The organism is Lederbergia panacisoli, assembly GCF_024626525.1.
GTDB lineage: Bacteria > Bacillota > Bacilli > Bacillales > Bacillaceae_C > Lederbergia > Lederbergia panacisoli.
The window spans coordinates 1-24,634 of the sequence record NZ_JANJGU010000015.1 but is presented as its reverse complement, the minus strand read 5'-3'; the positions used below and the strand labels follow the sequence as shown (position 1 = coordinate 24,634).

Sequence of the window (24,634 nt, the reverse complement as noted above, 5' to 3'; positions counted from 1 at the left end):
GATGGGAGTATGGATTACGCTTCGTGCAGCACATACAGGATGTCCGGTTGGTTGTGGTGAACCCCTGGTAAATGATATTGGCGTAATGAAAGTAAGGCACGGGTATGTTGAATTATATATTGGTGGAAAAGCAAAAGAAAAGGATGCGCAAATTGGTACTTCCATACAATCTGGATAACCGTAATTTTCCTACACAATCTACTAATGTTTTACTAGCAAGAACTTTTGAGGTTCAGATTGAAAAATCTATAAATGAAATTGTTGTGTTTAATATCGGTAAAGATAATAACGATATAGGAAAAGTCACTAAAGTAGAAGAACAAATTGTAGAAATTCAAACAGCAAGAACACATCCCTTTTATCTAAATATTGACCATATTAAAACGATGCACCAAGTGTAACTTCTAATAACTAAGGATTCTAAAAACGGAGCTTCTCAATCACTTATCTGATGAATGCTTATGTCGAACAATAAAATAAAGCGTAATAAATAAAAACTGTCCAGAAATGAACTGCACCCCAATTGTTAGACACCATCTAACAATTGGAGGTGCTTTTCTTATGGTCAGATATACGGGAGAAGAGAAAATACAAGCTGTAAAATGATATATAAACGGTAATGAGAGTCAACGGTCCATTGCTAGCTCTATCGGGGTTCCCCCCTCTGTTTTTCAAACATGGATTCATCTGTATCAATTTAATGGAGAAAAAGCTTGTGGAAAAACTCGTCCTATGAAAACACAAGAAGTAGAATTTGATGGTGACTTATGGTTCTTCACAAAAAAAGAAACTAATAAATATGAAGAAATTTTGCATGATCAAGATGTTAATGTAGCTTATGCAGGTAAATCCTATGTTTCCGTCCGTGGAAGAACGGAAATTGTAAAGGACTTAGACAAGAAAAAGGAATTGTGGAGCAAAGCATATGAAAAAATTATGCAAACTTCCTACGATGATCCTAATGTTGTCTTAATAAAGGTAAAAGCGAAAGCAGCTGAATATTGGGAAACGGGAAATTTTACGAAGAAAGTCGCCTTTCTTTATAAACGTATGACAGGGAAAAGTTCTAAATGGACAGATGTTAATGAAACGGTTGAATTGAGCAAATAACAGGAAAAATGGGTTGTCTGGTTATAGGACAATCCATTTTGCTATATTGAGTATGATTCATTTATTGCTATATTAATCTCTAGGTTGATACTGAAAGATCTATGATTTCAGAAATAGGCAACTGTTGGGATTACATCTGGGTTTAACTTAGGTTACGCCTACAGATAGGTTAATTTTAAGTGCAATACTCGCCTTGTAGGGAAAACGGGCAAAGCGTATGTCCCAATATTATGATTTTCAGAAGCAAAGTATTTGGGCTTATAGGCAAGTTACCAAAACCAGCTTCAGGTAATAGGTTACTTGTATAAGCCGAAGGTGGTGAGAAAATGGGTAGACGAATAAAACATACTTCACGTGACGTGGAGGAGTTAGCAAGGCTCATGCTGTCGGAAGCAGTCGGTGAAGGCGTTAAAGGGATGAACATGGTAGGAACGGTTGTGGCTAATCGAGTCGAGGCTGACTGTGCTCCTGACTTTAAAAATTTGCGCAATATCAGACATGCAATCTATCAAACCATACCTGGAACCTCTGTTCCTCACTTCGAGCCGGTCTTAAATGGAACATTGTATACACAACGCCCCACAGAAGCTGACCTTCAGAGGGCTAGGAATTTGTTACACGGTCACAGGGAACCTCGTTCAAGAATGAATTTATGGTTTTTTAACCCGAGTCCGGGGAAAAAGTTCCGAGCTCCTTGTACCGAAACGATGCCAAGATCCCCTAATACGAGGTTTGATTTTGCGTACAAGAACCATTGCTTCTATGTCGCGGTACCGGGCTATTGCCCAGAGTTTTATGGATAAATTAATAAAGGAGCTGATCTTCCCATGACTTGTGGAAACTCTGGTTATTATCCAATGAATTATTATCCTAGTTTTTATGACGCTTCCATGATGCAGACCAGTCGCGCACTACCTACTGGCTCTCCGATGGCTATGCCTTCTGGGCCCTCGTATGCTGCCCCGGTGATCCCGATGGGCACCGCGCAGCAACTTCTAGCAGGCGCGGTTCAAGAATCATTTATTGAAAATATCATACGCTTCAACAAAGGTAAGGTAGGCACATTCTACTTTACTTATCAAGGTAACAACAAATGGAACGCAATGGTTTACCACGGGCGCATAGAAACGGCTGGTCGTGACCACATCATCATTAGCGATCCGTCCAGCGGCAAACGCTTCCTGCTAATGATGGCAAATCTCGACTGGGTGGAATTTGATGAAAAAATTAACTATCCTTACCCGAAAATCAGTCCGGATGTCCAAGCGTCCCTGACGACATCGGAATGAATTAGTAGAACGCTTAAAACCCGCTTACTTCTTTTTTGGAGGATGAGCGGTTTTTTTATTTCCGACTACATATTGAATGTAAATTCGGAAATAAATTGAAACGAGGTGTTTTTCGCTGGTGCTATTGATACAATAAATGGTAATCTGATATAAATTCGGTCTGTATGCTTGGTTTTACGAGGAAAAGAGTCAGAGAATCTCTACACTTATAAAGGCAGCTTCACTAAAGGTAGGGTATATAGGCTCTAATCTTCCTTATGGCTACATTATTAAGGATGGAAAGTTATAACCAAGAAATGATGAAATAATATAAGCTTTGAGGAAGTTTTTTCATTATATATGCAAGGATAAATGGGTTATTTTATTGATTGTGGTGCCCACCTTTTCAAGAAAGGAATATATACCATGTCAAACAAGACATCACTCTGGACAAAAATATTTATCTTACTCATGTTAGCGAATGCTTTTTCTTTTTTTGCATTTGATATATTATTGCCGACACTTCCACTTTTTTTATCAAACCAAAATGGGTTTAGCACCTCGCAGATAGGTTTGATTATAGGCAGTTTTACGTTTTCCGCAGTGTTTATTCGTTTTTTTACTGAGATCTTTACCAATCGTTTTGGAAAAAAGAAGGTTTTAGTAACTTCTATACTTATTTGTTTAGTTTCAACACTTGGTTATTACATAGCGAACAGTTTTTTTCTTGCTCTTTCCCTTCGGATTTTTCATGGTATTGGTTTAGGTTTGTCGATTACCATTCTTACTACATTAGCGGCTGAGATTATTCCAAATGAAAGAAGGGGAGAAGGCATAGGGATGATAGGAAATGGTACTACCATTGCACTGGCGATATCGCCCTTTGTCGGTATGTGGTTAATTGAATCTTATAATCCTATCATATTATTTATCACAGCTGGTGCCAGTGTACTTTTATTTTTAGTTTGTGTTAGTTTCATTTCTTTTCCGGAAAGTCAAAGGAGTGAAAATGAAAAAGAACAAGCTTTATTACAGCCGTTGATTGATTCATCTGTAATGATTCCTTCTTTTCTAATTCTCTTAATGGGTGTTTGCATGGGTGGTGTCATGAGCTTTATGGCACTTTTTGCAAAAGAATTAAACATTGAAGGCGTAGCATGGTTTTATTTTATTAATACAATAAGTGCATTTTTGATTCGATTCATTTCAGGGAAAACCTTTGACCGAATAGGTCCTGTTTGGGTTATCATTCCAAGTTCTATATCAATGATAATTGGATTTGTTTTATTATATCAATCTACTACATTATATGGCTTGTTAAGCGCCGCGTGTTTATATGGAATGGGGCAAGGAGCTTTATTCCCTGCATTGCAAGCTTGGGTATTGAATAATACGACACCAGATCGTTATTTAAAGGTATCGTCCATGTTTTATAATGCCCTTGACATCGGAATTGGAGGAGGCTCAGCTATACTAGGTTTAATTGCGGCAAAATCAAATTATAGTTCAATCTATCTTGTATCAGCCTTCATCATGTTGGCTTTTCTAATTGTTTATTCTTCTTCTTTACTCTCGAACAAAAGGAAAGCAATGACAGCATTGTAGTATCGCTTTTTAAAAATACAAGAAGCAACGATGCCTTTCAGTGGCTTTATTTTTAAAGTTAGTTGACATATACAAATAAGTTAATATATAATTATCTCGAATTCGAGGTAATTTCAAAAGAATAGTTATTCAATAAATGGATTTATTCCTAAAGATAGCACAAGCATATTAATTTTTTTCAAATATCTCAAATTAGTAATAATTTAATTAGTAGTAAATGATTTTAGTTGGTTGCATGAATTTGATATATTTTATTCGCAATAATAATATACGAGGAGGAAACACCATGAACCATATTAAAGGAATACACCACGTAACAGCCATAACAAGCAGCGCGGAGAAAAACTATGAATTTTTCACGTATGTATTAGGAATGCGTCTCGTAAAGAAAACAGTAAATCAAGATGATATTCAAACGTATCATTTATTCTTCGCAGACGATAAAGGTTCCGCCGGTACAGATATGACATTTTTTGATTTCCCAGGTATTCCAAAAGGTACGCATGGAACGAATGAGATTTATAAAACATCTTTCCGTGTCCCATCAGATGCTGCATTAGATTACTGGTTGAAGCGATTTGAAAAGTACGAAGTGAAAAATAATGGTATTGAAGAAGTGTTTGGTAAGAATACTATCTCATTTGTGGACTTTGATGATCAACAATATATGTTAGTCTCTGATGAATTTAACAAAGGTGTTCAATCCGGAACACCTTGGCAAAATGGCCCAGTACCACTGGAGTTTGCGATTACGGGACTCGGACCCATTCATATCCGTATTGCGCAATTTGACTATTTCAAAGAAGTTTTGGAAAAAGCAATGTTAATGCGTGAAATTGCTAAAGAAGGTTCACTTCATTTATTTGAAGTCGGTGAGGGTGGAAATGGTGCACAAGTAATTGTGGAGCACAATGTGGTTTTACCAGCAGGCCGACAAGGATTCGGTACAGTGCATCACGCAGCTTTCCGCGTGGAAGATACGAAAGTATTATATGAATGGATTGAACGTTTGGAAAAGTTTGGTTTTGGCACTTCGGGCTATGTGGATCGATTCTTTTTCGAATCATTATATGCACGTGTAGCTCAGGGTATCCTATTTGAATGGGCAACAGATGGCCCAGGCTTTATGGGGGATGAGCCATACGAAACGGTAGGAGAAATTTTATCGTTACCGCCATTCCTTGAAGGAAAACGAGAACAAATTGAGGCTGCTGTAAGACCGATCGATACGGTACGTAGTACACTTAATATTGAAAAAGAATACTTTTAACTAATATTGTACAAAAGTACACCTATTATGGAACGTAAAAGTAATAATATTGATATATCAACCTTTACAGGCTATTTCAATTGATATGAAATAGCTTGTTTTTTTGGATCCTGAATGCCACATAACGTCATCACACATAATAAATATATATGCTACGGGAGGTGCGTCTTTTTGAACAATACGAATTGTGACTTTTCACCAATGAAACAAACGATAAAGGATGAGATCCGCCAAGTAATATCGGGGCTTCAGTCTATTTTAGGTGTGATGGATCAAGAAGACAATTGTCTTCTCGGAAGTTTTGAAAAAATTAAAGAGAATTTTATCACTATCGACATGAAGGCAGCTAGCTTCTATTTAAATTGTTATTTGGCTCCGTTTACTGATAAATATCACCGTAGACATGGCGGGTTAATTGTGATTCAGCGTGAAGATTCTCTTGAACCTTTGATTAGACCGGGTATTCCAATAAGAGCGGAGTTAACGCATTCATTATTAGAATCTATATTTTTCCCCGGAAATCCTCTTCACGATGGTGCTGTAATGGTAAATGCTAATCAAATCGTTTCAGCAGCTAATGTTCTTCCACTTTCAGACAAATTTGTAGGTGATAAAAAACTTGGTACACGACACCGTGCTGCTCTAGGTTTATCCGAGCAGAGCGATGCACTCGTACTCGTAGTTTCAGAAGAGACAGGCAGGGTTTCATTCGGTTTTAATGGAAATCTCTATCCAGTTAATACGGGTCAGTACCAGTAGGAGATAGGAATTATTGATTTACAAAATAGAGGGGAATCTTTCTTTGGGTTAAATAACTTGAAGCTTCATCGGTTGATTAGTAAAGTGATTTTATTGGGGAGCTTTTGACAATACATTTTGTTAAAAGGGGGATTATATATGGGAAATGTTTATAGTGAAATCGTTCAATTTAGAGGGAATCATTATGATTTTGGCTATATGCAAGGGGAGTTGCTAAAGGAGTCCCCTATTCTGTTGAATCGCGAAAAGCAATGGGCTTCTAGGAGAAAACGTCATTTTAATATTAATAAAAAAGAAGCTGTTCAATTATTCTCTAGGATTATTCCTGGTATGTTGGATGAGCTACAGGGATTAGCAGATGCATTAAAGTGGAAAGTAGAGGATGCACTAAGAGAATTTGGAGGATATTATGTTGAATATGAGAAGAGTGGATGCTCCATTTTAACAGGTTCCGAATTTTTAGTTCGAAATTATGACAGTCATCCAGGTTACTACGAAGGACGGTATACCATTTATCAGCCTACAGATACTGGCTATGCAGTTATCGGTCCCTCCATGCAAATTACAGGACGCACTGATGGAATGAATGAAAAAGGGCTTGCGATGGGTTATAACTTTATTAATCGGGTTAGGTCGGGGAATGGTTTTGTATGTAATATGATTGGCCGCATCATTTTAGAAATTTGTGCTAATGTTGATGAAGCAATCTCTTTATTAAAGGAAATTCCCCACAGAACCTCATTTAGTTACGTATTATTGGATCCAAGTGGTGAGACATTTGTTGTGGAAGCTTCACCAAGAAAAGTTGAGGCAAGAAAATCAAATATAAGTACGAATCATTTTCAACTGTTAACAGAAGAAAACCGCTATCGTATGAATGACTCTTTGAGAAGACAAAAAGCTCTGGAAAAACAACAAAGTGATAATCTAAATGTATACCGGGCTTATCAAATATTGAACGAGGATGAAAAAGAAATATTTTCTAGCAACTATGGTGCTTCTGCTGGAACAATCCACACATCTGCTTATGTGCCAAGAGAAAGAAAAGCTTTGTTTGCGATTGGAGGTAATCGAATGCCGGTAATTTTTGACTTTAATCGCTTCTTAGATGGTGAAAATATAAATATTAAGCGAATCAAGGGCATTCTTAATTATGATACGCCATTTATCAATATGAGCATGATTTAAGGATTTTTTAGTCGGTAGCAGAAATAATATACGTAATAAATGAATTAACCTTGATTTTTTGTCACTTGAGTAGTAAAGTGACATTAAGGAGGGAATAAATTGCGTAATAATACACTTGGATCATTAATCTGGCTGCGTTTAATGCGTTTTACAAATCAAAGCAACCAGTTGTCGAATGAATTTCTAAAGCAATTTGGTTTAACTACTGCTCAATTTGATGTACTCGTTCAAGTTAAGACATACCAGCCGCTTACACAGTGCGATTTAGCTGAAAAGGTAACTGTTACGCAAGGTGGTATTTCCCGTATGCTCGCACGACTTGAAAAAGAAGGCTATATAAATAGAAAACAAGACTGGAAAACGAAAACGATTAGTCTAACAGAAAAGGCTGAATCTATCTTAGTAGAGGCAATGCCAGCGCAACTTGCGTTCCAATCATCATTTTTTGATGATGTATTGAATGAAGAAGAAAAGAAAACACTATATAAACTCATGACACGGGTACACAAAAATAGTCAGAAAAGAGAATTACCATCTGATTAATTTTTTTAAATTATCACTTGATTAGTCAACTTAAGAAGGAGGAAGCAATATGTATAACATACCTGGTCACCACCATATTTCGATGATTACGAAGGATGCTCAAATTAATAATCATTTTTATAAAACAGTGTTAGGACTCAGAAGAGTAAAAAAGACCGTGAATCAAGACGATCCTTCAATGTATCACTTATTTTACGGAGATTTAACAGGTAGTCCCGGGACGGAGCTAACGTTTTTTGAAATGCCTTATGTAGGAAGGACACACCGTGGCACAAATGCCATTACTCAAATTGGTTTACTTGTTCCATCATTTGAAAGTCTTGAGTTTTGGAAAAAGCGTTTCGAGTCTATGGATGTTAAGCATGGAGAAATGACGAAATATGCCGGGCGTGATGCACTCCATTTTGAAGATTCTGAAGGACTGCGAATGGTCTTATTAAATAATAACGGTAATGATGTTCCTGAATATTGGACATCTTGGGGAGAGTCTGTCATTGAAAAAAAACATCGTATCTTAGGAATGGGAGCAGTCGAATTAACAGTCCGTCGCTTGGAAAAAACAGCTAGAACATTACGTGATATGTTTGGCTATGTTGAAGTTAGCCGTTCAGATACTCAAGCTATTTATCAATCAGTTGAAGGACAATCATTCGGAGAAATTGTCATTAAACAGCAAGACGGTGAAAGGGAAAAACCAGGCAGAGGAAGTATCCATCATCTGGCGATTCGTGTGAAAAATGAAGAGGAATTACGTTATTGGGAAGAGGCCGTTAAAGAACGAGGTTTCCACTCATCTGGAATTGTCGACCGTTTTTACTTCAAGAGTCTATATTTCCGTGAATCCAATGGCATTTTATTTGAAATTGCCACGGATGGCCCAGGGTTTACTGTAGATTCAACAGTTGAAGAATTAGGGACAAAATTAGATTTACCACCGTTTTTAGAAGAACGACGCGCAGAAATTGAAGCAAAATTAACACCTTTAGATTAAGAAGGAGAGAGTGAACATGGGGCAATATCGTATTGATCCAAGTAAGGGAATCGAATTTGGATTATATTCGATTGGAGATCATTTATTTAATCCACATACAGGTGACATGATTAGCGCAGAACAGCGAATTCGAGAACTGATAGAGGCTAGTAAGCTTGCAGATGAGGCAGGTCTTGATGTTTTCGCGGTCGGCGAAAGTCATCAAATTCATTTCACTACACAGGCACATACAGTCATTTTAGGAGCAATTGCACAAGCGACAAAAAATATTAAAATTGCTAGCTCTGCAACGGTATTGAGTGTATCAGACCCTGTCCGTGTATATGAAGATTTTGCTACGATTGATTTAATTTCAAAAGGGCGAGCGGAAATTGTCGCCGGGCGTGGTTCCCGTGTAGGGGCATATGATTTACTCGGATATAATGTCCGTGATTATGAGGAATTATTTGAAGAAAAATTAGAGCTTCTTCTGAAATTGAATAACGAAGAAAAAGTAACATGGGAAGGACAATTTCGTGCTCCGCTTAAAAATGCAATGATTCTCCCGCAGCCTCTGAATGGTCATTTACCAATTTGGCGTGCAGTAGGTGGGCCACCTGCTAGTGCGATTAAGGCTGGGTATGCAGGAGTGCCGATGATGCTGACTACGCTTGGCGGTCCGGCAGTTAACTTTAAGGTTTCAGTCGATGCGTATCGTGAGGGAGCTGAACGTAATGGTTTTGATCCAGCGACATTGCCAATCGCAACGACTAGTTTATTTTACACAGCTGATACTTCACAGGATGCACTTCGTGAATATTACCCACATGCGAATTCAGGTATGCTCGCGTTACGAGGCGGCGGCTATCCAAAGCAGCAATTTGCTCAAGCTACTGATCATCGAGACGCGCTAATGATAGGAAGTCCACAGCAAATTATCGAAAAAATGATTTATCAATACGAACTGTATGGACAGCAGCGTTTTATGGCACAGATTGATTTTGGCGGTGTGCCGTTCGATAAGATTATGAAAAATATAGAACTGATTGCTACAGAAATTTTACCAGCTATTAAGAAATATACGAGGGGTAGTTAACATGAAGATAGTAGGTATTTCTGGCTCAAATGTGGGAAATAAAACAAGAATTGCGATGGATTACACACTAAATAAAGCTCGTGAAAAGTACCCGGAAGCGGAGATTACATTACTTGATTTAGCTGAATATGATATGGTCTTTAGTGATGGGCGCAATTACTGGGAATATGATGGCGATACAAAGTATGTGACGGAGACAATTATGGGAGCAGACGCTATTATTATCGGAACTCCCGTGTTTCAAGCGTCTATTGCTGCCACATTAAAAAATATTTTTGACTTGTTGCCCGTCAACGCGTTTAGAGATAAAGTAGCAAGCATACTCGTGACAGCAGGAACAGCGAAACATTATTTGATGGCGGAGCAACAATTAAAGCCAATCCTTTCCTATATGAAGGCACATATCGTTCCCACGTATGTATTTATAGAAGAAAAGGATTTTTACCGAAACGAAATAGTAAATGATGATATTATATTCCGTATTGAGCGCTTAGTAGAAGATACTGTGCTTCTTGTGGATGCATATGAAAAGATTCGTGAAGCAAAAGATGCAGAATATGATTTTTAAGTTTTTCAAATGAAATTATTGATATATAAAAGTTATTAAGATCCCTTTCTAATTCAGTATTAGAAAGGGATCTTAGTGTATGGAGATATAATGAACATCTTAACGTTACCAATTCATTGGATGATTGTTCTGTAGCTTTTATCTCGTACAAAAGACCCTTTTTATGGAATGCGAGCAGGTACTAATTCCCCTTTTCCAGCAACTTTGTTTATCCGCTAGGCAAAATAAATTTTACGAGACTATAATATTAGTGAAAGCGTTTTAAAAATTTTTATTTGTTTTTGTATTTTAGTATGGTAGTAGCCAACCCGCTTGCGCAACTTATTATATACCATCTTGCAGTTTAATGAGGAGGAGGTGAAACGGTCCACTTTATAAGTAAATTGTGTAAGGAGGAAACAGCCACAATTAGCATGCTTTAGAAGAAATCTATTAGGGGGAATTCAAATTGGGTAGGAAGTTAAAAAAACTTGCATCATTACTTCTTGTAACCATTTTGGTCATCCAATCAGGCTGGACGATGAAAATAGTAAATGCGGAAGCACCCGTTGATTATCCAGTTGTCTTGTCTCAAAGCTTTGAGGATGGAGAAAGTGGCGGATGGTCCAAGTTAAGTTGGGCCGGTGACGGAAAAGTCATTATTTCGTCAGAAGTAGCATCGGATGGGAACAAATCTTTGCAGTTCAAGGACCGCGCTGACAGGACCAGCAGCCCCAGTTTGAATATAACAAGTTTGCTTGAATCGGGGCATACTTACGACATCTCCTTTAAAGTGAGGATAGGTGAAGGGGAAGATACTTTGCATCTTGCATCAAAGGTAGATTCTTCTGAGCTAGATAACAAGTATCCGTGGTTAATTGGCAATCAATCAGTAAGTTCGACGGACTGGACATTGTTTGAACTTAAAGGATATAAAGTTCCTATAAATACGTCTGAATTTCTAATCTGGTTGGAAGCAGACGACAAGGACAATAAGGATAAACCAAAGGCTGACATCTTTATTGATGAAGTCTTGATTAAGGATGTTACACCGGCTGAAGGGGAAGTTGAGCAGCCAAGGTCACCAGCAGAGCCATTTACAACGATTAATTTTGAAGATCAAACAACTAAAGGCTTTGAAGCAAGAGGTGATACAGAAATACTTTCAGTGACCGATGAAGCAAATCATACTGATGATGGCTCTTATGCATTGAAAGTGGAAAATAGAACAAAAGCGTGGAATGGACCGACATTACGAGTAGAGAAGTATATTGATAGGGGACATGAATATAATATTTCCGCCTGGGTAAATTTGATATCTCCAGAAAGCGCTCAACTTCAGCTATCCACTCAAATTGGTGAAGGGGATGGCGCTAGTTATAATAACCTTCAAGGAAAGACTATAAGTACCGAAGACGGATGGGTCCAGCTTGAAGGGAAATATCGTTATGACAGTGTGGGCGGAGAATATGTAACGATTTATGTAGAAAGCTCGAATAACGCGACAGCTTCTTTCTTTATCGACGACATTCATTTTGAGCCTACTAGTTCCGGACCAGCCGATATTGAGAGGGGGTTGACACCAATAAAAGATGTTTATAATGACTATTTCCTGATTGGAAACGCAGTCTCTTCAAAAGACTTGGAAGGTACTGGACTTGAACTTCTCAAAATGCATCACAATCTCGTAACAGCAGAAAATGCCATGAAACCTGGCTATGCATATAACGATGCGGGGGAATTTGATTTTACCGCAGAGGATGAACTTGTTGAAGAAGCTTTGAACGAGGGACTTCAGATGCATGGTCACGTACTTGTTTGGCATCAGCAATCAAATGAATTACTGCATAGTGATGTAAATGGTAATCCTTTGAGCCGTGAAGAGGCACTCGAAAATTTAAGAATGCATGTCAAAACGGTTGTTGAACATTTTGATAATAAAGTGATTTCTTGGGATGTAGTCAATGAAGCTATGAACGATAACCCGCCGAACCCCTCAGATTGGAAAGGGTCGTTGCGTCAATCTGGATGGTACAAAGCAATTGGACCTGATTACCTCGAACAAGCTTTTCTGGCAGCAAGAGAAGTACTGGACGAAAAAGGCTTGGATATAAAACTGTACTATAATGATTATAATGATGATAATCAGAACAAAGCGGAAGCCATTTATCAAATGGTGAAAGAAATCAATGAGAAGTATGCTGCAGATAATGATGGAAAACGTCTTATAGATGGAATCGGCATGCAAGGCCACTACAATTTAAACACGAACCCAGAAAACGTCCGGCGTTCCTTGGAAAAGTTTGTCTCCCTAGGTGTAGAAGTAGGCGTGACGGAGCTTGACATTACAGCGGGGACCAACAATGTCCTAACTGAGCAACAAGCGATTGCACAAGGATATTTATATGCCCAATTGTTCAAAATCTACAAAGAACATGCTGAGCATATCACCCGTGTGACATTCTGGGGATTAAATGACGCAACAAGCTGGAGAGCGGCTCAGAGTCCATTATTGTTCGATAGAGATATGAAAGCAAAACCAGCATATTATGCTGTCATTGATCCAGAAAAATTTATTGAAGAGCATAAGCCTGCGGAGAAGGAGGCTAATCAAGGAACGGCACTGTTTGGTACGCCAGTCATTGATGGAATGATTGATGATGTTTGGAAAGACGCACCCGAACTGGAAATTAATCGTTATCAGACCGCCTGGCATGGAGCGAACGGTGTAGCCAAGGTACTCTGGGATCAAGATAATCTGTATGTCTTGTTCCAAGTTAGCGACACCGAGCTTGACAAATCAAGCCAAAATCCGTGGGAGCAGGATTCAATCGAGGTCTTCATAGACGAGAATAATGCCAAAACATCATTCTATGAAAATGGCGATGGACAATATAGGGTGAATTTTGATAATGAAACTTCTTTTAACCCTGCAAGTATTGGAGAAGGTTTCGAATCTGCTACCCATGTATCTGATAATGGCTATACAGTTGAAATGAAAATCCCATTCAAAACGGTTGTTCCGGAAAATGATATAAATATCGGTTTTGACGTTCAAATCAATGATGGTAAAGACGGTGCTCGTCAAAGCGTGGCCACATGGAACGACACGTCTGGCCAAGGATATCAAGACACATCTGTATTTGGTATCTTAACACTTGTAAAATCTGAAACTCCTGAAAAGCCCGGTAAACCGGAAAAGCCCCGCAAACCGGAAAAGCCCCGCAAACCGGAAAAGCCTGGAAAACCAGAAAAGCCTGGAAAACCAGAAAAACCAGGTAAACCGGAAAAACCGGGTAAACGGGAAAAACCAGGTAAACCAGGAAATTCCGGCAACTCAAGCCGAGTAAACTAAAACCAAAAACAATTCGTTATGATGTAACTCATCGCCTAATATAAACAAGTGACAATTAATTTTAAGGTGATAATGCTCAATTCCAAAAGACTCTCAACCGTCTTGGTGGGGAGTCTTTTAGTTCTTGTATGCACCTTACCCGTTTGACAAGAACCTGGCACCTATGTCATTTAAATGTTTCCATAAGCTGGAGCATGACTGGGCCTAATAAAATAATAAATATACACGGGAATATAAAGAAGACAAGTGGAAAAAGCATTTTGATCGGAGCTTTCATCGCCTGTTCTTCGGCTCGTTGTTTTCGCCTTTGCCTAACTTCATCGGATTGAATCCGTAAAATTTGCACCATTCCTACACCAAGCTGCTCCGCTTGTATTACACTTCCGACCAATAGTTTCACATCATCGACATCTAATCTCTCTCGTACGCCGGACAATGCTTCCCTTCGCGTTTTTCCAAGCCTTAATTCCTCTAGGCAGCGTTGAAATTCATCTGCTAATACACCTTGTTTTTTAAGTACAACCTGGCTTAATGCCTGATCGAACCCTAGGCCAGCTTCCATGCTGACGGCAAGAAGATCTATAAAATCAGGCAGTTCTTTCACTGCTTTTTTTGCCCTTGCATTGATTTGTGATTTTAAGAATAAATGTGGTACTGATCCTCCTGCCACAAGACTACCGATAACAAGTAAGAATGAAATACTAAATGAAGGTTTTGCCATGACGACAAGAGCAATCGTTAGCATCGGCAATACAATAAAAAGAATCATTTGCACAACTCTAAAATCAAACGGACTCATATTGTATGGACTTCCTGCCTGAAGCAGCTTCCGTTCTATCTTTTCTGTAACACCTTTATTTTTTGATCGGTTGAAACTTCTTCTAAACTGTTTCATCCGCGGCTCTACAAAACGCATATATAAGTTCTCTTTTTGATTTGGGTCGTCACTTTTCGGGATATTCGCTATATCATTACCTTTAATGAAAGCAATTCGATCCTCAATAGCTCTTTTAGATTCGAGTTGGAGTAGTAAAGTGCCAATAAGCATTAAAATAATTGTAAGGAGGGCTAAAAATAATAACATTTTTTCATACCTCGATGGATGTAATTTTTGAAATGAAAAAATAGCCGAGTACCATTGAAATTGCACCGATACAAAGAAGAACAAGTCCAATTGGGTTCGTGAAGAGAACGATCATATAAGATGGATTGACAAGAAAAAGTATACCAGCTAAACCAACCGGTAAAAGAGCAACTACTGTCCCAGACATTTTCCCTTGAGCCGTTAATGTTCGAATTTGGCCTTGAATGGAAATTCGTTCCCTGATCGTATGGACAATCTTTTCTAGGACCATGGCGAGATTTCCGCCAACTTGCCTTTGAATAACGATTGCCTGAATCATGAGATCAAGGTCTTCACTTGGCATTCTATCTTTAAGTCGGTTCAGCGCTTCTTCCACCGTAGTTCCGTATTGCATTTCTTTTAAAACTATTTCCAACTCCTCTTTGACTGGAGAAGGGGATTCTTCCATGACGTTTTTCAACGCTTGAAAAAAACTGAACCCCGCCCGAAGTGCATTGACTGCCGTAGAAATCATTTCTGGTAAGTAATCGTTAAATTTACGCAAACGTTTTTTTTGTTTGGATTTAATGATTAACTTTGGCAAAACGAACCCAAATAGTACTCCGAAAATAAGTATAACGATGGAGTTCTTTAACAAATAAAAGAATCCAGCGAAAAAGGCAATTGAAATCCATTGGAACATCACATATTCTTCAGGTTTTAAGGGAACGCCAGCTTGTTGTAACATCATTTGAATGCGTTCATTTTTATTCGTTGATTTTAATTGTTTTCTCACTTTTTCTTTTGCTGAAGTAAGAGTTACTATTTTTTTTATCTGTTTGTCTTTATCGTCTGTTGAATTTTCATTAAATATATATTCGTTTAATCTTTCCTTCATTAGAAGTTTTTGCTGGAAAAGACGAACGAGAATCGCCCAAAAAAAGAGTGTCGCGGTAAGAAGAATAAATAAGATAACGAGTTCGTTCACTTTTTATATACCGCCTTTCTCGATAAATACATGCGGTGGAATAAAGATCCCGGATGATTCGAGCCGTTCATAAAACTTTGGCCGTACACCCGTTGGAACCATTTTTCCTATGATTTTTCCGTTTTCATCAACTCCCGTTTGTTTAAAAACGAAAACATCTTGAAGTACGATGACATCTCCTTCAAGTCCTTGAACTTCTGTCACATTAACTATTCGGCGTGTCCCATCTTTTAAGCGAGATTGTTGGATAATCAAATCTAACGCACCTGAAATCTGATCGCGGATTGCCCGGACAGGAAGATCAATACCCCCGAGTAGAACCATCGTTTCAAGACGGGATATCATATCACGTGGACTATTGGAGTGCCCAGTAGCTAGGGAACCGTCATGTCCAGTATTCATCGCTTGAAGCATATCGAGTGCTTCCGCTCCACGCACCTCCCCGATAACTATGCGATCCGGCCGCATGCGAAGCGAGTTTCTAACAAGGTCACGAATGGATATTGCCCCTGATCCTTCGATATTTGCCGGACGTGATTCAAGCGATATTACATGGTCTTGTCTAAGTTGAAGTTCAGCAGCATCTTCAATTGTAACAATCCGTTCATCGTCAGGAATGAAGCTAGAAAGAACGTTCAATGTCGTCGTTTTTCCCGACCCTGTCCCACCACTTACAAAAATATTCAGCCTTGCCCTTACACAAGCTTCCATGAAAAGTGACATTTCTTCGGTTACAGTTCCAAAACGAATTAAGTCCTGTATAGTAAATGGATCTTTTGCAAATTTCCGTATTGTAATCGTCGGACCGTTTAGTGCAAGGGGAGGTATTATTGCATTCACACGAGAGCCATCAGGTAGTCTTGCATCAACCATCGGACTCGTTTCGTCAATTCTTCTTCCGAGCGGAGCGACAATTCGTTCAATTACGTTCATTACATGTTCGTTATCCCTAAAAACAACATTCGTTTTTTCTAACCGTCCGTTTCGTTCACAATACACTTGATCTGGTCCATTGACCATAACTTCTGACACATGATCATCAAGTAAAAGCGGATTAATTGGACCGAAACCTGTCAATTCATTGACGAGTTCATTCGTTATTTTTTTCCTGTCAATTGATTTACGGTAACTTTCATCTTCTTTCATTAATTCAAGTATGATATTTTCAATTTTATGTTTGAGATCATCTGTATTTTCGTCTAATTCAATTTCTTGTAAAATTTCTTTATGTACAAGCTTTTTAAATTCATCTTCTTTTTCATTTAACCGCTTCTTTGGTTTAGAAACTTTCTGTTCTGCCACCTGTTCCGGAACACGCTTTTCGACTATTTGGACTACTGGAGTAGGGGGTGGCGAAGGAACTGCAGTAGATATGGGTGTTTGATTCAACGCGACCTGTTTAACTTCATTGCCAATTGATTTTTTATTTTGCAGTCGATTTAATAAACTCATTTCTTCCACCACGCTTTTGTCTTTTAAAGAAGCTTACTGAGCGTTTTGCTTTAACTTTGCTACCACTTACGTCTGACGTCTTCTTAAAAAGCTTTCCTGATAGTTTAAATATATCCTTAGCAATGGCCGATCGACTTCTAAGGCTAAGGATAGGGATACCAATATTCAACGATTGACTTGTTAATTTAAAGTCATTAGATATGTAATGCGCTTCTTCTACATTTAGCATGACAGGTACATCCTCGGCCTTAATGAGGCTTTCCATGTCATATCGATTAACAATTATCTTTGTCTTTTCCATAAAATCTAGTTGTGCAAAAGTTTCAAGTAATTGTTTCGTATTCCTGAGAGAAATCATTTCAAGTGTTGTTGCCACAAGTATTTCATCAGTTAAATCTAGAAGTTCGAGGGTCGTTTCATGGAATGCGTAGCCGCAATCGATGATAATGTAATCGAATTGTTGTTGAAGCATTGTAATGGTCTTAACCATTATTTCTTTTGTAATGAGTTCAGCGTACTCAGGGCGGTCCGGTGCTGGAAGGACGTGAATGCCAGATTCATGCTCAAACATATAGTTTGATATAAGTGTATGGTCAATGCTGTCAAATTCTTCAGCGACATCTTTAATCGTCATACTTGTCCTTAGATTAAGGGCAACAGCGATATCGCCAAACTGCAATTTTCCATCTACAAGTGCAATCGATAAATTTTGTTTATGTAGAGCAATTGCTAGATTGCTGGCAATCATCGTTTGGCCAACACCGCCTTTTGCACTGCAGACCGCGATTACTTTTCCTGTTTTCGTCACGTCTTGTTCCATGGTATGATAGTCTCCTTTCTGTCGGTTTATTTTTGGATACGCGAATGAATGGCCAAGTGTAGTGATCCTGTTTCATGGGCATTTACTATTTTTACGGAATCTTCGGGAGAGAGCTCTAAAGTCACTTCTCCGAATTCGATTATTTCATTATTGTCACTTGTAATGGTCAATTTCTGACCAATTGCTAATACGCGGACATTCGAAAGTATTTGTTTTGTAATTACGATTTCTTCTGTTCCTTTTTTCTTTTTTACTGTATGAATTACATCTACATAATCTTCCGGTTCTACGAGATTAGTGATTGACTGTACGATATTTAGTCCAATGGATACTCCACGTAATCCATCCGTTACTTTTTTTGATAAACTTGCTGATTGTTCTTCCTTAGTTTGCAGTCGATGTAGGAGAATCACTTCATCCGGTTCAATTTTTGCTGCTGCTAGTTTGCCAATGACATCTTCTTTATTTTTAACAGCCGATACATGTTTTTGATCTAACGGAATCTCTCTTAGCTCTATCATTTCGTCTGTTATGACTTGATCTATTTTAATGGGGGAAATTGCTACGACCACATCTGCCATTTCAATCGTTTCGCTAGCTGCAGGCTGCTCATTTTTCATGCTGAATACAAAAAGCATCGTGGTGATTAAACCCATTAATATCGCTAATAAAAATAATGTGCGCGAACGCATTTTCCCACCTACTCTACTAATTTAAGGGAATAAGCCCCTTTGTTTAACGCGTCCTCGGTTTCAAAACCCGTTGTAACTCTCTTTAAAAAGATTCCTTTAATTGTTTTGTCGTTATCGTTCATTGGTTCAGAAATATAAAAATGAGCAAAACCAGTTATTTTTACTTCCTTCATTTTATTTCCATCGACGTTATACGGTTTGTAAACAGGGATGAGTAAAATACGGGGGCAATCTTTTGCATTCATGTCGTTGCAAGTCTTTACTAAATAATCGACAGCACGCTGTGTAGGACCTGCAATATTACCTGATTCCGTATTGACGATATCCCCTACCTTTAATTCACCATCGAAACCATGCATTAAGTTTTGTTCATATAATTTTGCTCCAGGTCCTTGAAGACCCAAAATACCAAAAAACCCAGTTTCTCCACCGGTTTCATCTACCTTCAAGGTATATTCTTCTCCAAAATTCAATTGGACGGAGTCATTGATCCCGATTGGCGCAGCACCATACGCACGACCCATTGACCCGATTTGTGCAGTTGCTTTAGTAGAAACATTTACGGCCTGCATTCCAAAAATGCTTGAGAAGAATAAGTCTACTGATTTCGTAAGATTAACCGAAACCTTTTTCTCCATCTCTATTTCGACATTTTTAAGAGATAACGACTCTCCGTGGGCATCGACAATATTTTCCACAAGACTCTTTACTTTCGATTCTTGGTCGGAAGTTAATTCCTGCCCTCCAGAAAGTGCAGCAGCATTTGCGGCTTTTTGAAGATGCGCTTTTGTTAAATATAAATGTCCACCATCCACGACAAGTCCTGCAAATGCTGTGAGGGCGAGGAAAAGAAAGGTAGACATAAGAACGATATTGCCGTCTTCATTAGTTACTAGCCGTTTCAAAAACTTCATCGCAATCCCTCATTCTACTCGTATTGTCGAATCTACTTTTAGTTTGATAGGTCCGGATACTACGAGATTAGCAAGTGGCATGATAGGATTAAGAGAATATGTGAACTCCACTTTTACGTAATCTCCCGACTTCCGATTTGCTTTAGAAGGGGAGATCGCTATCGCAAGCTTATCTGGATTTCCAGCAGTAAAATGGTTGCGTGCATATGTGGACATTTCCGCGTCTTCATGACCAAAACTACCAATCCGTACTGTTTCTTGAACTGTGAAATGGAGAGCTGTATACGTATAGGCCACTCTTCCCAAATCTACAATAAAGAGGATGAGCAATAAAAAAATAGGAATGACAAGCGCAAACTCGACTAAAGACTGGCCTTTCTCGTCCCTAATCATAGGCTAATCACTCCGTTCGTAAGTAAGGTGACAACTGCTCCAAAAGCAATTGCAACTCCGTAGGGGAAAGCTTTGTTAGAGGAATAAGAACGAATAAGCTCAAGTTTCATTCTAAAATTCATGAGGCTGTTTCTATAAAATAAAGTGAGTAACTGACGTGAACGTAATAGTCTCCACGCGATTAAGATCACTGCGATTCCCGCTCCAATGATGGCCATATATACACCGGTCAATAAGACAAAAGATGCTCCTTTCATTGCACCGATGACCGCTAATAATTTCACATCACCTGCTCCCATGCCTTTCATCAAGTATGGAATCAAAAGGAGCAAAAATCCGGCAGTCATTCCGAGCATGGAGCTGCCGAATCCGCTTAAACCTTCTGTTACTATATTCCATATAATCGCAAGGAGGAGAGCCGGCAGCAAAATCTTATTATAAATTTTCCGTTCCCGCACATCGGTAATGAAACAGATTGCAAGAATAATTAATAATAACCAATCGATGATTTGCATGAGGGTCCTCCTCCTTGAAAAAAGTTTGTCAAAAGTTAAAGTAAATTACGGTGTGTATGTTTTACCAGAAAACTCTTGCGCAATTTCAGTTAACTTTTCAACAATTGATTCCCCAAAAAACACTAGTATTCCGACTACACCAACTGCGACAATACCAAGTACTAACGCATACTCCGCCATACCTTGTCCTTCTTCTTCCTTAAAGAAATTCGTTAAAAAGTTTTTCATTGTCATTTATCCCCTTTAGTTTTTTAGTATGAGTGCTTGTCCAACAATTACATTACACTTTGAGATTGTCCCCGCTTTCATTTCAATGACAGAATGTACATTTTTAAAACGTTTGCCTAGCTTCCCTGGCGGTAAAGCTTGTTGCATTCCAACGACGTTCATCTCTTTATCTAAATAAATGACGTCAATTGGAAATTTCATAAAAAAGGTATGAATCGATTGGCACGGTTTTATATGGACACCCGATCCCGGTTTCAAGGTTTTCTGGAACATAAGCCCTTTAAGCCTTTTCATAAAAGAATAAGCAGGCTTCAAATTTTCCACAATTACTTGACCCGTATCTTTGTCCATTCCCTTCATACATTCACCTCCACAAAAAAATGAACCCCGCCAATACCGAAAGGGAGGTTCATACGTTTAGAAGGTAGAATTGTTTTTTCATGTATATGTGAACATTTCCCCATAAACATGAAGAACTGATCTTCGCTCTAACTTTTTACCCGTTCCTTCGGTAGCTGGCTGGCAATGCGCTATAGCACATAAGCCCCTGTAGCTTTGCGTCCCTGACTTTCGTCAGGTTTGCCTTTGTCGAGATATGGTAACCTATGTCGTTACGTCTCTTAGCTTTAATACTAGTCTTACTTTTCAGAATAGGGAATAGGTTCTTGTGCCTGTTTTCTAAAAATTCTAACTAGTAATTTTGGTTTAATTTTCCTGTTCTCCTTTTGGTTTTGTAGGCAAAAAAGCGCATGTCCTATTACATAAAATGCGCTTCTCTAGTGCGGAATAGCTATATTTACAGAATAAAGTATGAGAAACGAGGGGAAACTTCAATTTATGCGATAGAAGTGATTTTAGTTGTCTGCAGTCTTATCTCATTAAAGCATTAAACCCTTTCCAACTTAATTTTGGAAAGGGTATTTTAGACTCTTTATTATTCAATTGCTTTGTTCATTATTAGGCAATCCAGGCGAGGTGTAAAAAGGAGGGATTTTGAGCCAGCCTTCTTTTTGCATTAATTCCTTTGCCTTTAAACCTAGGCATAATTTATCAACTTGAAATTTGAGGAACATGAGAGCGATATCCGTTCGAACTGATTGGCTGGCAGCAGCTGCACACAAATCGGCGGCAACGACAAAGTTCATATTTAGCGTGTTAACGAGTTCATCGTCTGTAAATTTTACTCCAAATGGTATGGCAGCTGGGTCTGACAATGGTTTATTTTCTGGAGAACTTGGCAAAGGTATTCCTTCTTGCCGCATTAATTTAGTCAGCTCCATTTTATGATTTGTGGCTACTTTTTTACTATCTTCGTATAACTCTTTCACTCCGTCGTTTATTGTTGTATTTAGGCCAACTTCTTCAAAAGTAATGATGTTTTCGACAAAAGCAAGGTATGACCAACAGGCCATCACCTCTCCTATATGCAAAGGGTTTTTTCTATTATCTGTAAGTGACTGTATGACATTAATAGCAGATTCAAAAATTAGTCCAGGCTTCGGCATAATGACCTCCATCAAAAATATCTATAGTAAATTTTCCCCCTCTATTCAATTTGTATTCATTATTTGTCATCCGTAATATTGGAATTAAGGCAAAGGCTTAGACTCTGTTGCGTACGGGTAAACACCATACAATCTTAGTAGGAGATAGGTGTGTTACTGACATGAAAAAACAACTGTTATTACTTACTTTTATATGTATGATAGTCCTTCCTTCCGTTGCATTGAGTGCGGAGAAAAAAGCCTCAACCATGGTAGTTTCATTTGATGGTATGCGCCACGACTATTTGGAAAGGTATATGAAGGAGGGGGACATGCCACATTTTACCGAAGTGGCAGACAAGGGAATGTATGCGGAAAAAGTACAGACCATTTTCCCATCCTTAACTTCTTCCTCTCATGCCGCTATTGCAACAGGTGCAAGACCGAGCGCAACTGGGATGGTCAGCAATGAAATTCACAAGCCGAGCAAAAAGTTAACAAACCTCGACAGTGCCTTTTTTTCTTCGCTTGATGCCAAACCCGTATGGTCTATAGCTCGGAAAGAAGGAAAAACGACGGCAACGATTCTTTTTCCCGGTTCCAATCCGAAGTTCGGAAATGCGGCGAATTATGCAATCTATTATGGTGATACATGGGCCGATAGTGATTATGTATCCTTAGATTTTAAGTCAGAAAAAAGCTTTAAAAAAGCGAGTTTTCCACTAAAACTAGATAAGATGGGCAATCGTACGGTTTACATTATGGCGAAAAGTTCTGGTAAGCAAAAGGAACTTTATGTTTCCTTCGAGCCGAATATGCAATCCGCAGAAAAAGTGTATGTAAATGCATGGGGTTCCCTTTCCTTTCAGGCTAAAAACAAGGAATTAGCGGGGTTTACATTTAAAGTAAAAGCAAAAAATCCTGATCTTTCCGATGCTAAATTATACAGGACAGCAGTGACATCAGCTGTCATTAAAGGCCCTCGAGGTTTTAGAAAGACTATCAATGAGAATTTCGGATTTTTTCCTGTACAAGATGATGATAGGGCACTTAAGAAAAAATGGATAACACGAAAAGAATACGAGGAGATTAGCACCCGCTTTGCTCAGTGGACGACAGATGTCTCGCTATTTATAAAAGAACGGTACAAGCCCGACTTACTATTCTTTTATTATCCACAAGTTGACCATGAGTCGCATAATTACTTGCTTATTGACCCGAGGCAACCGAGTTATTCAAGAGAAAAATCCAAGCTTTATATGGGCTATATTCGTTGGGCCTATCATTTGACCGATGATATGCTTGGCCAAACTCTTTCAAAGATGAATGATAAGGACCGAATTTTTCTTGTTTCTGACCATGGAATGGAGCCAGTTCATTCGAGCTTGTCACCTAACGAGGAACTTGAGAAACATGGTTTATTAGTAAAAGACCGTGAAGGAAAAATTGATGCGAAAAAATCAAAAGCTTTTGCTGTCGCGAGCGGATCGATCGCACATGTATTTATCAACTTTAAAAGGACCCAAAAGTTCGGTGTAGTCGATCAGAAGGAATACTCATCTGTCCGCAACGAAATTACCTCTATCTTTAAAAAAGTACGTGTTAAAAAGAAGAGAATTCCGATCAAGCAATACTTTTCCTATGCGTACGGTCAATTTAACGGAAAATTCATAGGCGAGGAAAGAGGGATGTCTGAACCTTTTGATGCTATAAAAGATACCGCGCTCTTTGCTTCTTTCGAACGTAAGATTAATCCTTATGAAAAAGTCATGTTAACCAAGAAGAGTCAAAATCAATATGAGCACAAAAATGCCGGCGATGTTCTTTTAGTAGCGAAAAAGGGATACTATATGTCTCAAGATGATGAAAAAAAAGTTCTGACCGCGGAGGTGCTTGGCAACCACGGGGGCGATCCGTCTAGAAAAGAACTATTTCCGATATTTTTAGCTGCGGGAAATGGAATTCAAAAAAGAACAATTAAGTCGGAAATTTCTACCCTTGATATTGCACCAACTTTATATAAATTAATAGATATTAAACAGCCAGATTTTGTTGAAGGGGAAAGGATCCCAGAATTGGGACCGAAATAAAAAAATTCAGATGGGTTAGTTCCCCCTCTGAATTTTTAACATTTAAGCTCTGTTATTATTAATAGTTGATTTTCGTAAAGGTATTAGAATTAATAGGCGGAGATTTTCCTGCTAATGAATATAAACCAGCATAAGAGGCAGATATAAGCGGAGATATTCCACTAGCATTGCATATGTATCCACAGGCCAAAAAATAAATTTAATTTACCTCCTATTAATTGGAATAATAGGGGGCCATTTTATGGACGAAAGCAAAAAAGTCTCCTAAACTAGAAGTTGAACCC

24 protein-coding genes, 2 pseudogenes and 1 riboswitch are annotated in these 24,634 nt (G+C 38.5%); of the genes and pseudogenes, 15 read left to right on the top strand and 11 right to left on the bottom strand.

Annotation, left to right across the window (positions count from 1 at the left end):
• Positions 1-16 precede the first annotated feature (16 nt).
• The 14 genes and pseudogenes from NQ185_RS16370 to NQ185_RS16305 form a co-directional block, all read left to right on the top strand.
• Positions 17-160 (top strand): annotated as a pseudogene (locus NQ185_RS16370) (nitrite reductase); the annotation flags it as partial.
• Positions 105-401 carry a YwrJ family protein gene (locus tag NQ185_RS16365; protein WP_506323687.1) on the top strand — a complete coding sequence of 99 codons (297 nt, stop codon included), beginning with the start codon at positions 105-107 and terminating at the stop codon, positions 399-401. The pseudogene NQ185_RS16370 and the gene NQ185_RS16365, both read left to right, overlap by 56 nt.
• 322 nt (positions 402-723) lie before the next feature.
• Positions 724-1,110 (top strand): annotated as a pseudogene (locus NQ185_RS16360) (pyridoxamine 5'-phosphate oxidase family protein); the annotation flags it as partial.
• A 326-nt stretch (positions 1,111-1,436) separates the two neighbouring features.
• Positions 1,437-1,913, top strand: coding sequence for a cell wall hydrolase (locus NQ185_RS16355; RefSeq protein ID WP_257583092.1), 477 nt, complete (start codon positions 1,437-1,439; stop codon positions 1,911-1,913).
• A gap of 24 nt (positions 1,914-1,937) precedes the next feature.
• A complete protein-coding gene (gene gerQ, locus NQ185_RS16350; protein WP_257583091.1) occupies positions 1,938-2,399 on the top strand; it encodes a spore coat protein GerQ in 462 nt (153 codons plus the stop codon).
• Positions 2,400-2,804: 405 nt separating this feature from the next.
• Positions 2,805-3,983, top strand: a complete 1,179-nt coding sequence (locus NQ185_RS16345; protein ID WP_257583090.1) for an MFS transporter — start codon at positions 2,805-2,807, stop codon at positions 3,981-3,983.
• Between the two features lie 286 nt (positions 3,984-4,269).
• On the top strand, positions 4,270-5,253 hold the full coding sequence (locus NQ185_RS16340) for a ring-cleaving dioxygenase (protein ID WP_257583089.1): 984 nt from the start codon (positions 4,270-4,272) through the stop codon (positions 5,251-5,253).
• Between the two features lie 171 nt (positions 5,254-5,424).
• Positions 5,425-6,012 carry a sporulation-specific diadenylate cyclase CdaS gene (gene cdaS, locus NQ185_RS16335; RefSeq protein WP_257583088.1) on the top strand — a complete coding sequence of 196 codons (588 nt, stop codon included), beginning with the start codon at positions 5,425-5,427 and terminating at the stop codon, positions 6,010-6,012.
• A 138-nt stretch (positions 6,013-6,150) separates the two neighbouring features.
• Positions 6,151-7,200 carry a C45 family autoproteolytic acyltransferase/hydrolase gene (locus tag NQ185_RS16330; RefSeq protein WP_257583087.1) on the top strand — a complete coding sequence of 350 codons (1,050 nt, stop codon included), beginning with the start codon at positions 6,151-6,153 and terminating at the stop codon, positions 7,198-7,200.
• Positions 7,201-7,299: 99 nt separating this feature from the next.
• Positions 7,300-7,743 (top strand): MarR family winged helix-turn-helix transcriptional regulator, encoded by a 444-nt coding sequence (locus tag NQ185_RS16325; protein WP_257583086.1) that lies wholly within the window; start codon positions 7,300-7,302, stop codon positions 7,741-7,743.
• 49 nt (positions 7,744-7,792) lie between these two features.
• A complete protein-coding gene (locus NQ185_RS16320; protein WP_257583085.1) occupies positions 7,793-8,734 on the top strand; it encodes a ring-cleaving dioxygenase in 942 nt (313 codons plus the stop codon).
• A gap of 16 nt (positions 8,735-8,750) precedes the next feature.
• On the top strand, positions 8,751-9,809 hold the full coding sequence (locus NQ185_RS16315; RefSeq protein ID WP_257583084.1) for an LLM class flavin-dependent oxidoreductase: 1,059 nt from the start codon (positions 8,751-8,753) through the stop codon (positions 9,807-9,809).
• Between the two features lies 1 nt (position 9,810).
• Complete coding sequence (locus NQ185_RS16310) at positions 9,811-10,377, top strand: NADPH-dependent FMN reductase (RefSeq protein ID WP_257583083.1); 567 nt, start codon at positions 9,811-9,813, stop codon at positions 10,375-10,377.
• Between the two features lie 448 nt (positions 10,378-10,825).
• Positions 10,826-13,711 carry an endo-1,4-beta-xylanase gene (locus NQ185_RS16305; protein ID WP_257583082.1) on the top strand — a complete coding sequence of 962 codons (2,886 nt, stop codon included), beginning with the start codon at positions 10,826-10,828 and terminating at the stop codon, positions 13,709-13,711.
• Positions 13,712-13,877: 166 nt separating this feature from the next.
• On the opposite strand, the gene NQ185_RS16300 is transcribed toward NQ185_RS16305, so the two are convergent.
• The 11 genes from NQ185_RS16300 to NQ185_RS16250 all read right to left on the bottom strand — a co-directional run bounded on the left by NQ185_RS16300 (position 13,878) and on the right by NQ185_RS16250 (position 22,281).
• A complete protein-coding gene (locus NQ185_RS16300) occupies positions 13,878-14,795 on the bottom strand; it encodes a type II secretion system F family protein (RefSeq protein WP_257583081.1) in 918 nt (305 codons plus the stop codon).
• Between the two features lie 4 nt (positions 14,796-14,799).
• On the bottom strand, positions 14,800-15,762 hold the full coding sequence (locus NQ185_RS20275; RefSeq protein WP_257583080.1) for a type II secretion system F family protein: 963 nt from the start codon (positions 15,760-15,762) through the stop codon (positions 14,800-14,802).
• A 3-nt stretch (positions 15,763-15,765) separates the two neighbouring features.
• Positions 15,766-17,214 (bottom strand): TadA family conjugal transfer-associated ATPase, encoded by a 1,449-nt coding sequence (locus NQ185_RS16290; protein ID WP_257583079.1) that lies wholly within the window; start codon positions 17,212-17,214, stop codon positions 15,766-15,768.
• Positions 17,186-18,034 carry a CpaE/TadZ family protein gene (locus NQ185_RS16285; protein ID WP_257583078.1) on the bottom strand — a complete coding sequence of 283 codons (849 nt, stop codon included), beginning with the start codon at positions 18,032-18,034 and terminating at the stop codon, positions 17,186-17,188. The genes NQ185_RS16290 and NQ185_RS16285 overlap by 29 nt, the downstream gene beginning before the upstream one ends.
• A gap of 26 nt (positions 18,035-18,060) precedes the next feature.
• The gene (gene cpaB, locus NQ185_RS16280; protein WP_257583077.1) at positions 18,061-18,726 is read right to left on the bottom strand and encodes a Flp pilus assembly protein CpaB; all 666 of its coding nucleotides are present in this window, start codon (positions 18,724-18,726) and stop codon (positions 18,061-18,063) included.
• An 8-nt stretch (positions 18,727-18,734) separates the two neighbouring features.
• Complete coding sequence (locus tag NQ185_RS16275; RefSeq protein WP_257583076.1) at positions 18,735-19,640, bottom strand: pilus assembly protein TadG-related protein; 906 nt, start codon at positions 19,638-19,640, stop codon at positions 18,735-18,737.
• A gap of 9 nt (positions 19,641-19,649) precedes the next feature.
• Positions 19,650-20,033 carry a TadE/TadG family type IV pilus assembly protein gene (locus NQ185_RS16270; protein WP_257583074.1) on the bottom strand — a complete coding sequence of 128 codons (384 nt, stop codon included), beginning with the start codon at positions 20,031-20,033 and terminating at the stop codon, positions 19,650-19,652.
• The gene (locus NQ185_RS16265; RefSeq protein WP_257583073.1) at positions 20,030-20,548 is read right to left on the bottom strand and encodes an A24 family peptidase; all 519 of its coding nucleotides are present in this window, start codon (positions 20,546-20,548) and stop codon (positions 20,030-20,032) included. Before NQ185_RS16265 ends, NQ185_RS16270 begins: the two co-directional genes overlap by 4 nt.
• Before the next feature lie 45 nt (positions 20,549-20,593).
• On the bottom strand, positions 20,594-20,776 hold the full coding sequence (locus NQ185_RS16260; protein ID WP_257583072.1) for a Flp family type IVb pilin: 183 nt from the start codon (positions 20,774-20,776) through the stop codon (positions 20,594-20,596).
• Between the two features lie 15 nt (positions 20,777-20,791).
• Complete coding sequence (locus tag NQ185_RS16255) at positions 20,792-21,136, bottom strand: DUF192 domain-containing protein (protein ID WP_257583071.1); 345 nt, start codon at positions 21,134-21,136, stop codon at positions 20,792-20,794.
• 147 nt (positions 21,137-21,283) lie between these two features.
• Positions 21,284-21,370, bottom strand: a riboswitch (cyclic di-GMP riboswitch).
• Between the two features lie 344 nt (positions 21,371-21,714).
• Positions 21,715-22,281 (bottom strand): DUF3231 family protein, encoded by a 567-nt coding sequence (locus NQ185_RS16250; RefSeq protein ID WP_257583067.1) that lies wholly within the window; start codon positions 22,279-22,281, stop codon positions 21,715-21,717.
• A 161-nt stretch (positions 22,282-22,442) separates the two neighbouring features.
• Between NQ185_RS16250 and NQ185_RS16245 the strand changes: the two genes are divergently transcribed.
• A complete protein-coding gene (locus NQ185_RS16245) occupies positions 22,443-24,350 on the top strand; it encodes an alkaline phosphatase family protein (RefSeq protein ID WP_257583066.1) in 1,908 nt (635 codons plus the stop codon).
• Positions 24,351-24,634 lie beyond the last annotated feature (284 nt).

Coding starts and splice junctions, on each gene's coding strand:
- NQ185_RS16365 (WP_506323687.1), top strand. CDS start 105: ATGTTGAATTATATATTGGTGGAAAAGCAAAAGAAAAGGATGCGCAAA.
- NQ185_RS16355 (WP_257583092.1), top strand. CDS start 1,437: ATGGGTAGACGAATAAAACATACTTCACGTGACGTGGAGGAGTTAGCA.
- gerQ (WP_257583091.1), top strand. CDS start 1,938: ATGACTTGTGGAAACTCTGGTTATTATCCAATGAATTATTATCCTAGT.
- NQ185_RS16345 (WP_257583090.1), top strand. CDS start 2,805: ATGTCAAACAAGACATCACTCTGGACAAAAATATTTATCTTACTCATG.
- NQ185_RS16340 (WP_257583089.1), top strand. CDS start 4,270: ATGAACCATATTAAAGGAATACACCACGTAACAGCCATAACAAGCAGC.
- NQ185_RS16330 (WP_257583087.1), top strand. CDS start 6,151: ATGGGAAATGTTTATAGTGAAATCGTTCAATTTAGAGGGAATCATTAT.
- NQ185_RS16320 (WP_257583085.1), top strand. CDS start 7,793: ATGTATAACATACCTGGTCACCACCATATTTCGATGATTACGAAGGAT.
- NQ185_RS16315 (WP_257583084.1), top strand. CDS start 8,751: ATGGGGCAATATCGTATTGATCCAAGTAAGGGAATCGAATTTGGATTA.
- NQ185_RS16310 (WP_257583083.1), top strand. CDS start 9,811: ATGAAGATAGTAGGTATTTCTGGCTCAAATGTGGGAAATAAAACAAGA.
- NQ185_RS16300 (WP_257583081.1), bottom strand. CDS start 14,795: ATGTTATTATTTTTAGCCCTCCTTACAATTATTTTAATGCTTATTGGC.
- NQ185_RS16290 (WP_257583079.1), bottom strand. CDS start 17,214: ATGAGTTTATTAAATCGACTGCAAAATAAAAAATCAATTGGCAATGAA.
- NQ185_RS16285 (WP_257583078.1), bottom strand. CDS start 18,034: ATGGAACAAGACGTGACGAAAACAGGAAAAGTAATCGCGGTCTGCAGT.
- cpaB (WP_257583077.1), bottom strand. CDS start 18,726: ATGCGTTCGCGCACATTATTTTTATTAGCGATATTAATGGGTTTAATC.
- NQ185_RS16275 (WP_257583076.1), bottom strand. CDS start 19,640: ATGAAGTTTTTGAAACGGCTAGTAACTAATGAAGACGGCAATATCGTT.
- NQ185_RS16270 (WP_257583074.1), bottom strand. CDS start 20,033: ATGATTAGGGACGAGAAAGGCCAGTCTTTAGTCGAGTTTGCGCTTGTC.
- NQ185_RS16265 (WP_257583073.1), bottom strand. CDS start 20,548: ATGCAAATCATCGATTGGTTATTATTAATTATTCTTGCAATCTGTTTC.
- NQ185_RS16260 (WP_257583072.1), bottom strand. CDS start 20,776: ATGAAAAACTTTTTAACGAATTTCTTTAAGGAAGAAGAAGGACAAGGT.
- NQ185_RS16255 (WP_257583071.1), bottom strand. CDS start 21,136: ATGAAGGGAATGGACAAAGATACGGGTCAAGTAATTGTGGAAAATTTG.
- NQ185_RS16250 (WP_257583067.1), bottom strand. CDS start 22,281: ATGCCGAAGCCTGGACTAATTTTTGAATCTGCTATTAATGTCATACAG.
- NQ185_RS16245 (WP_257583066.1), top strand. CDS start 22,443: ATGAAAAAACAACTGTTATTACTTACTTTTATATGTATGATAGTCCTT.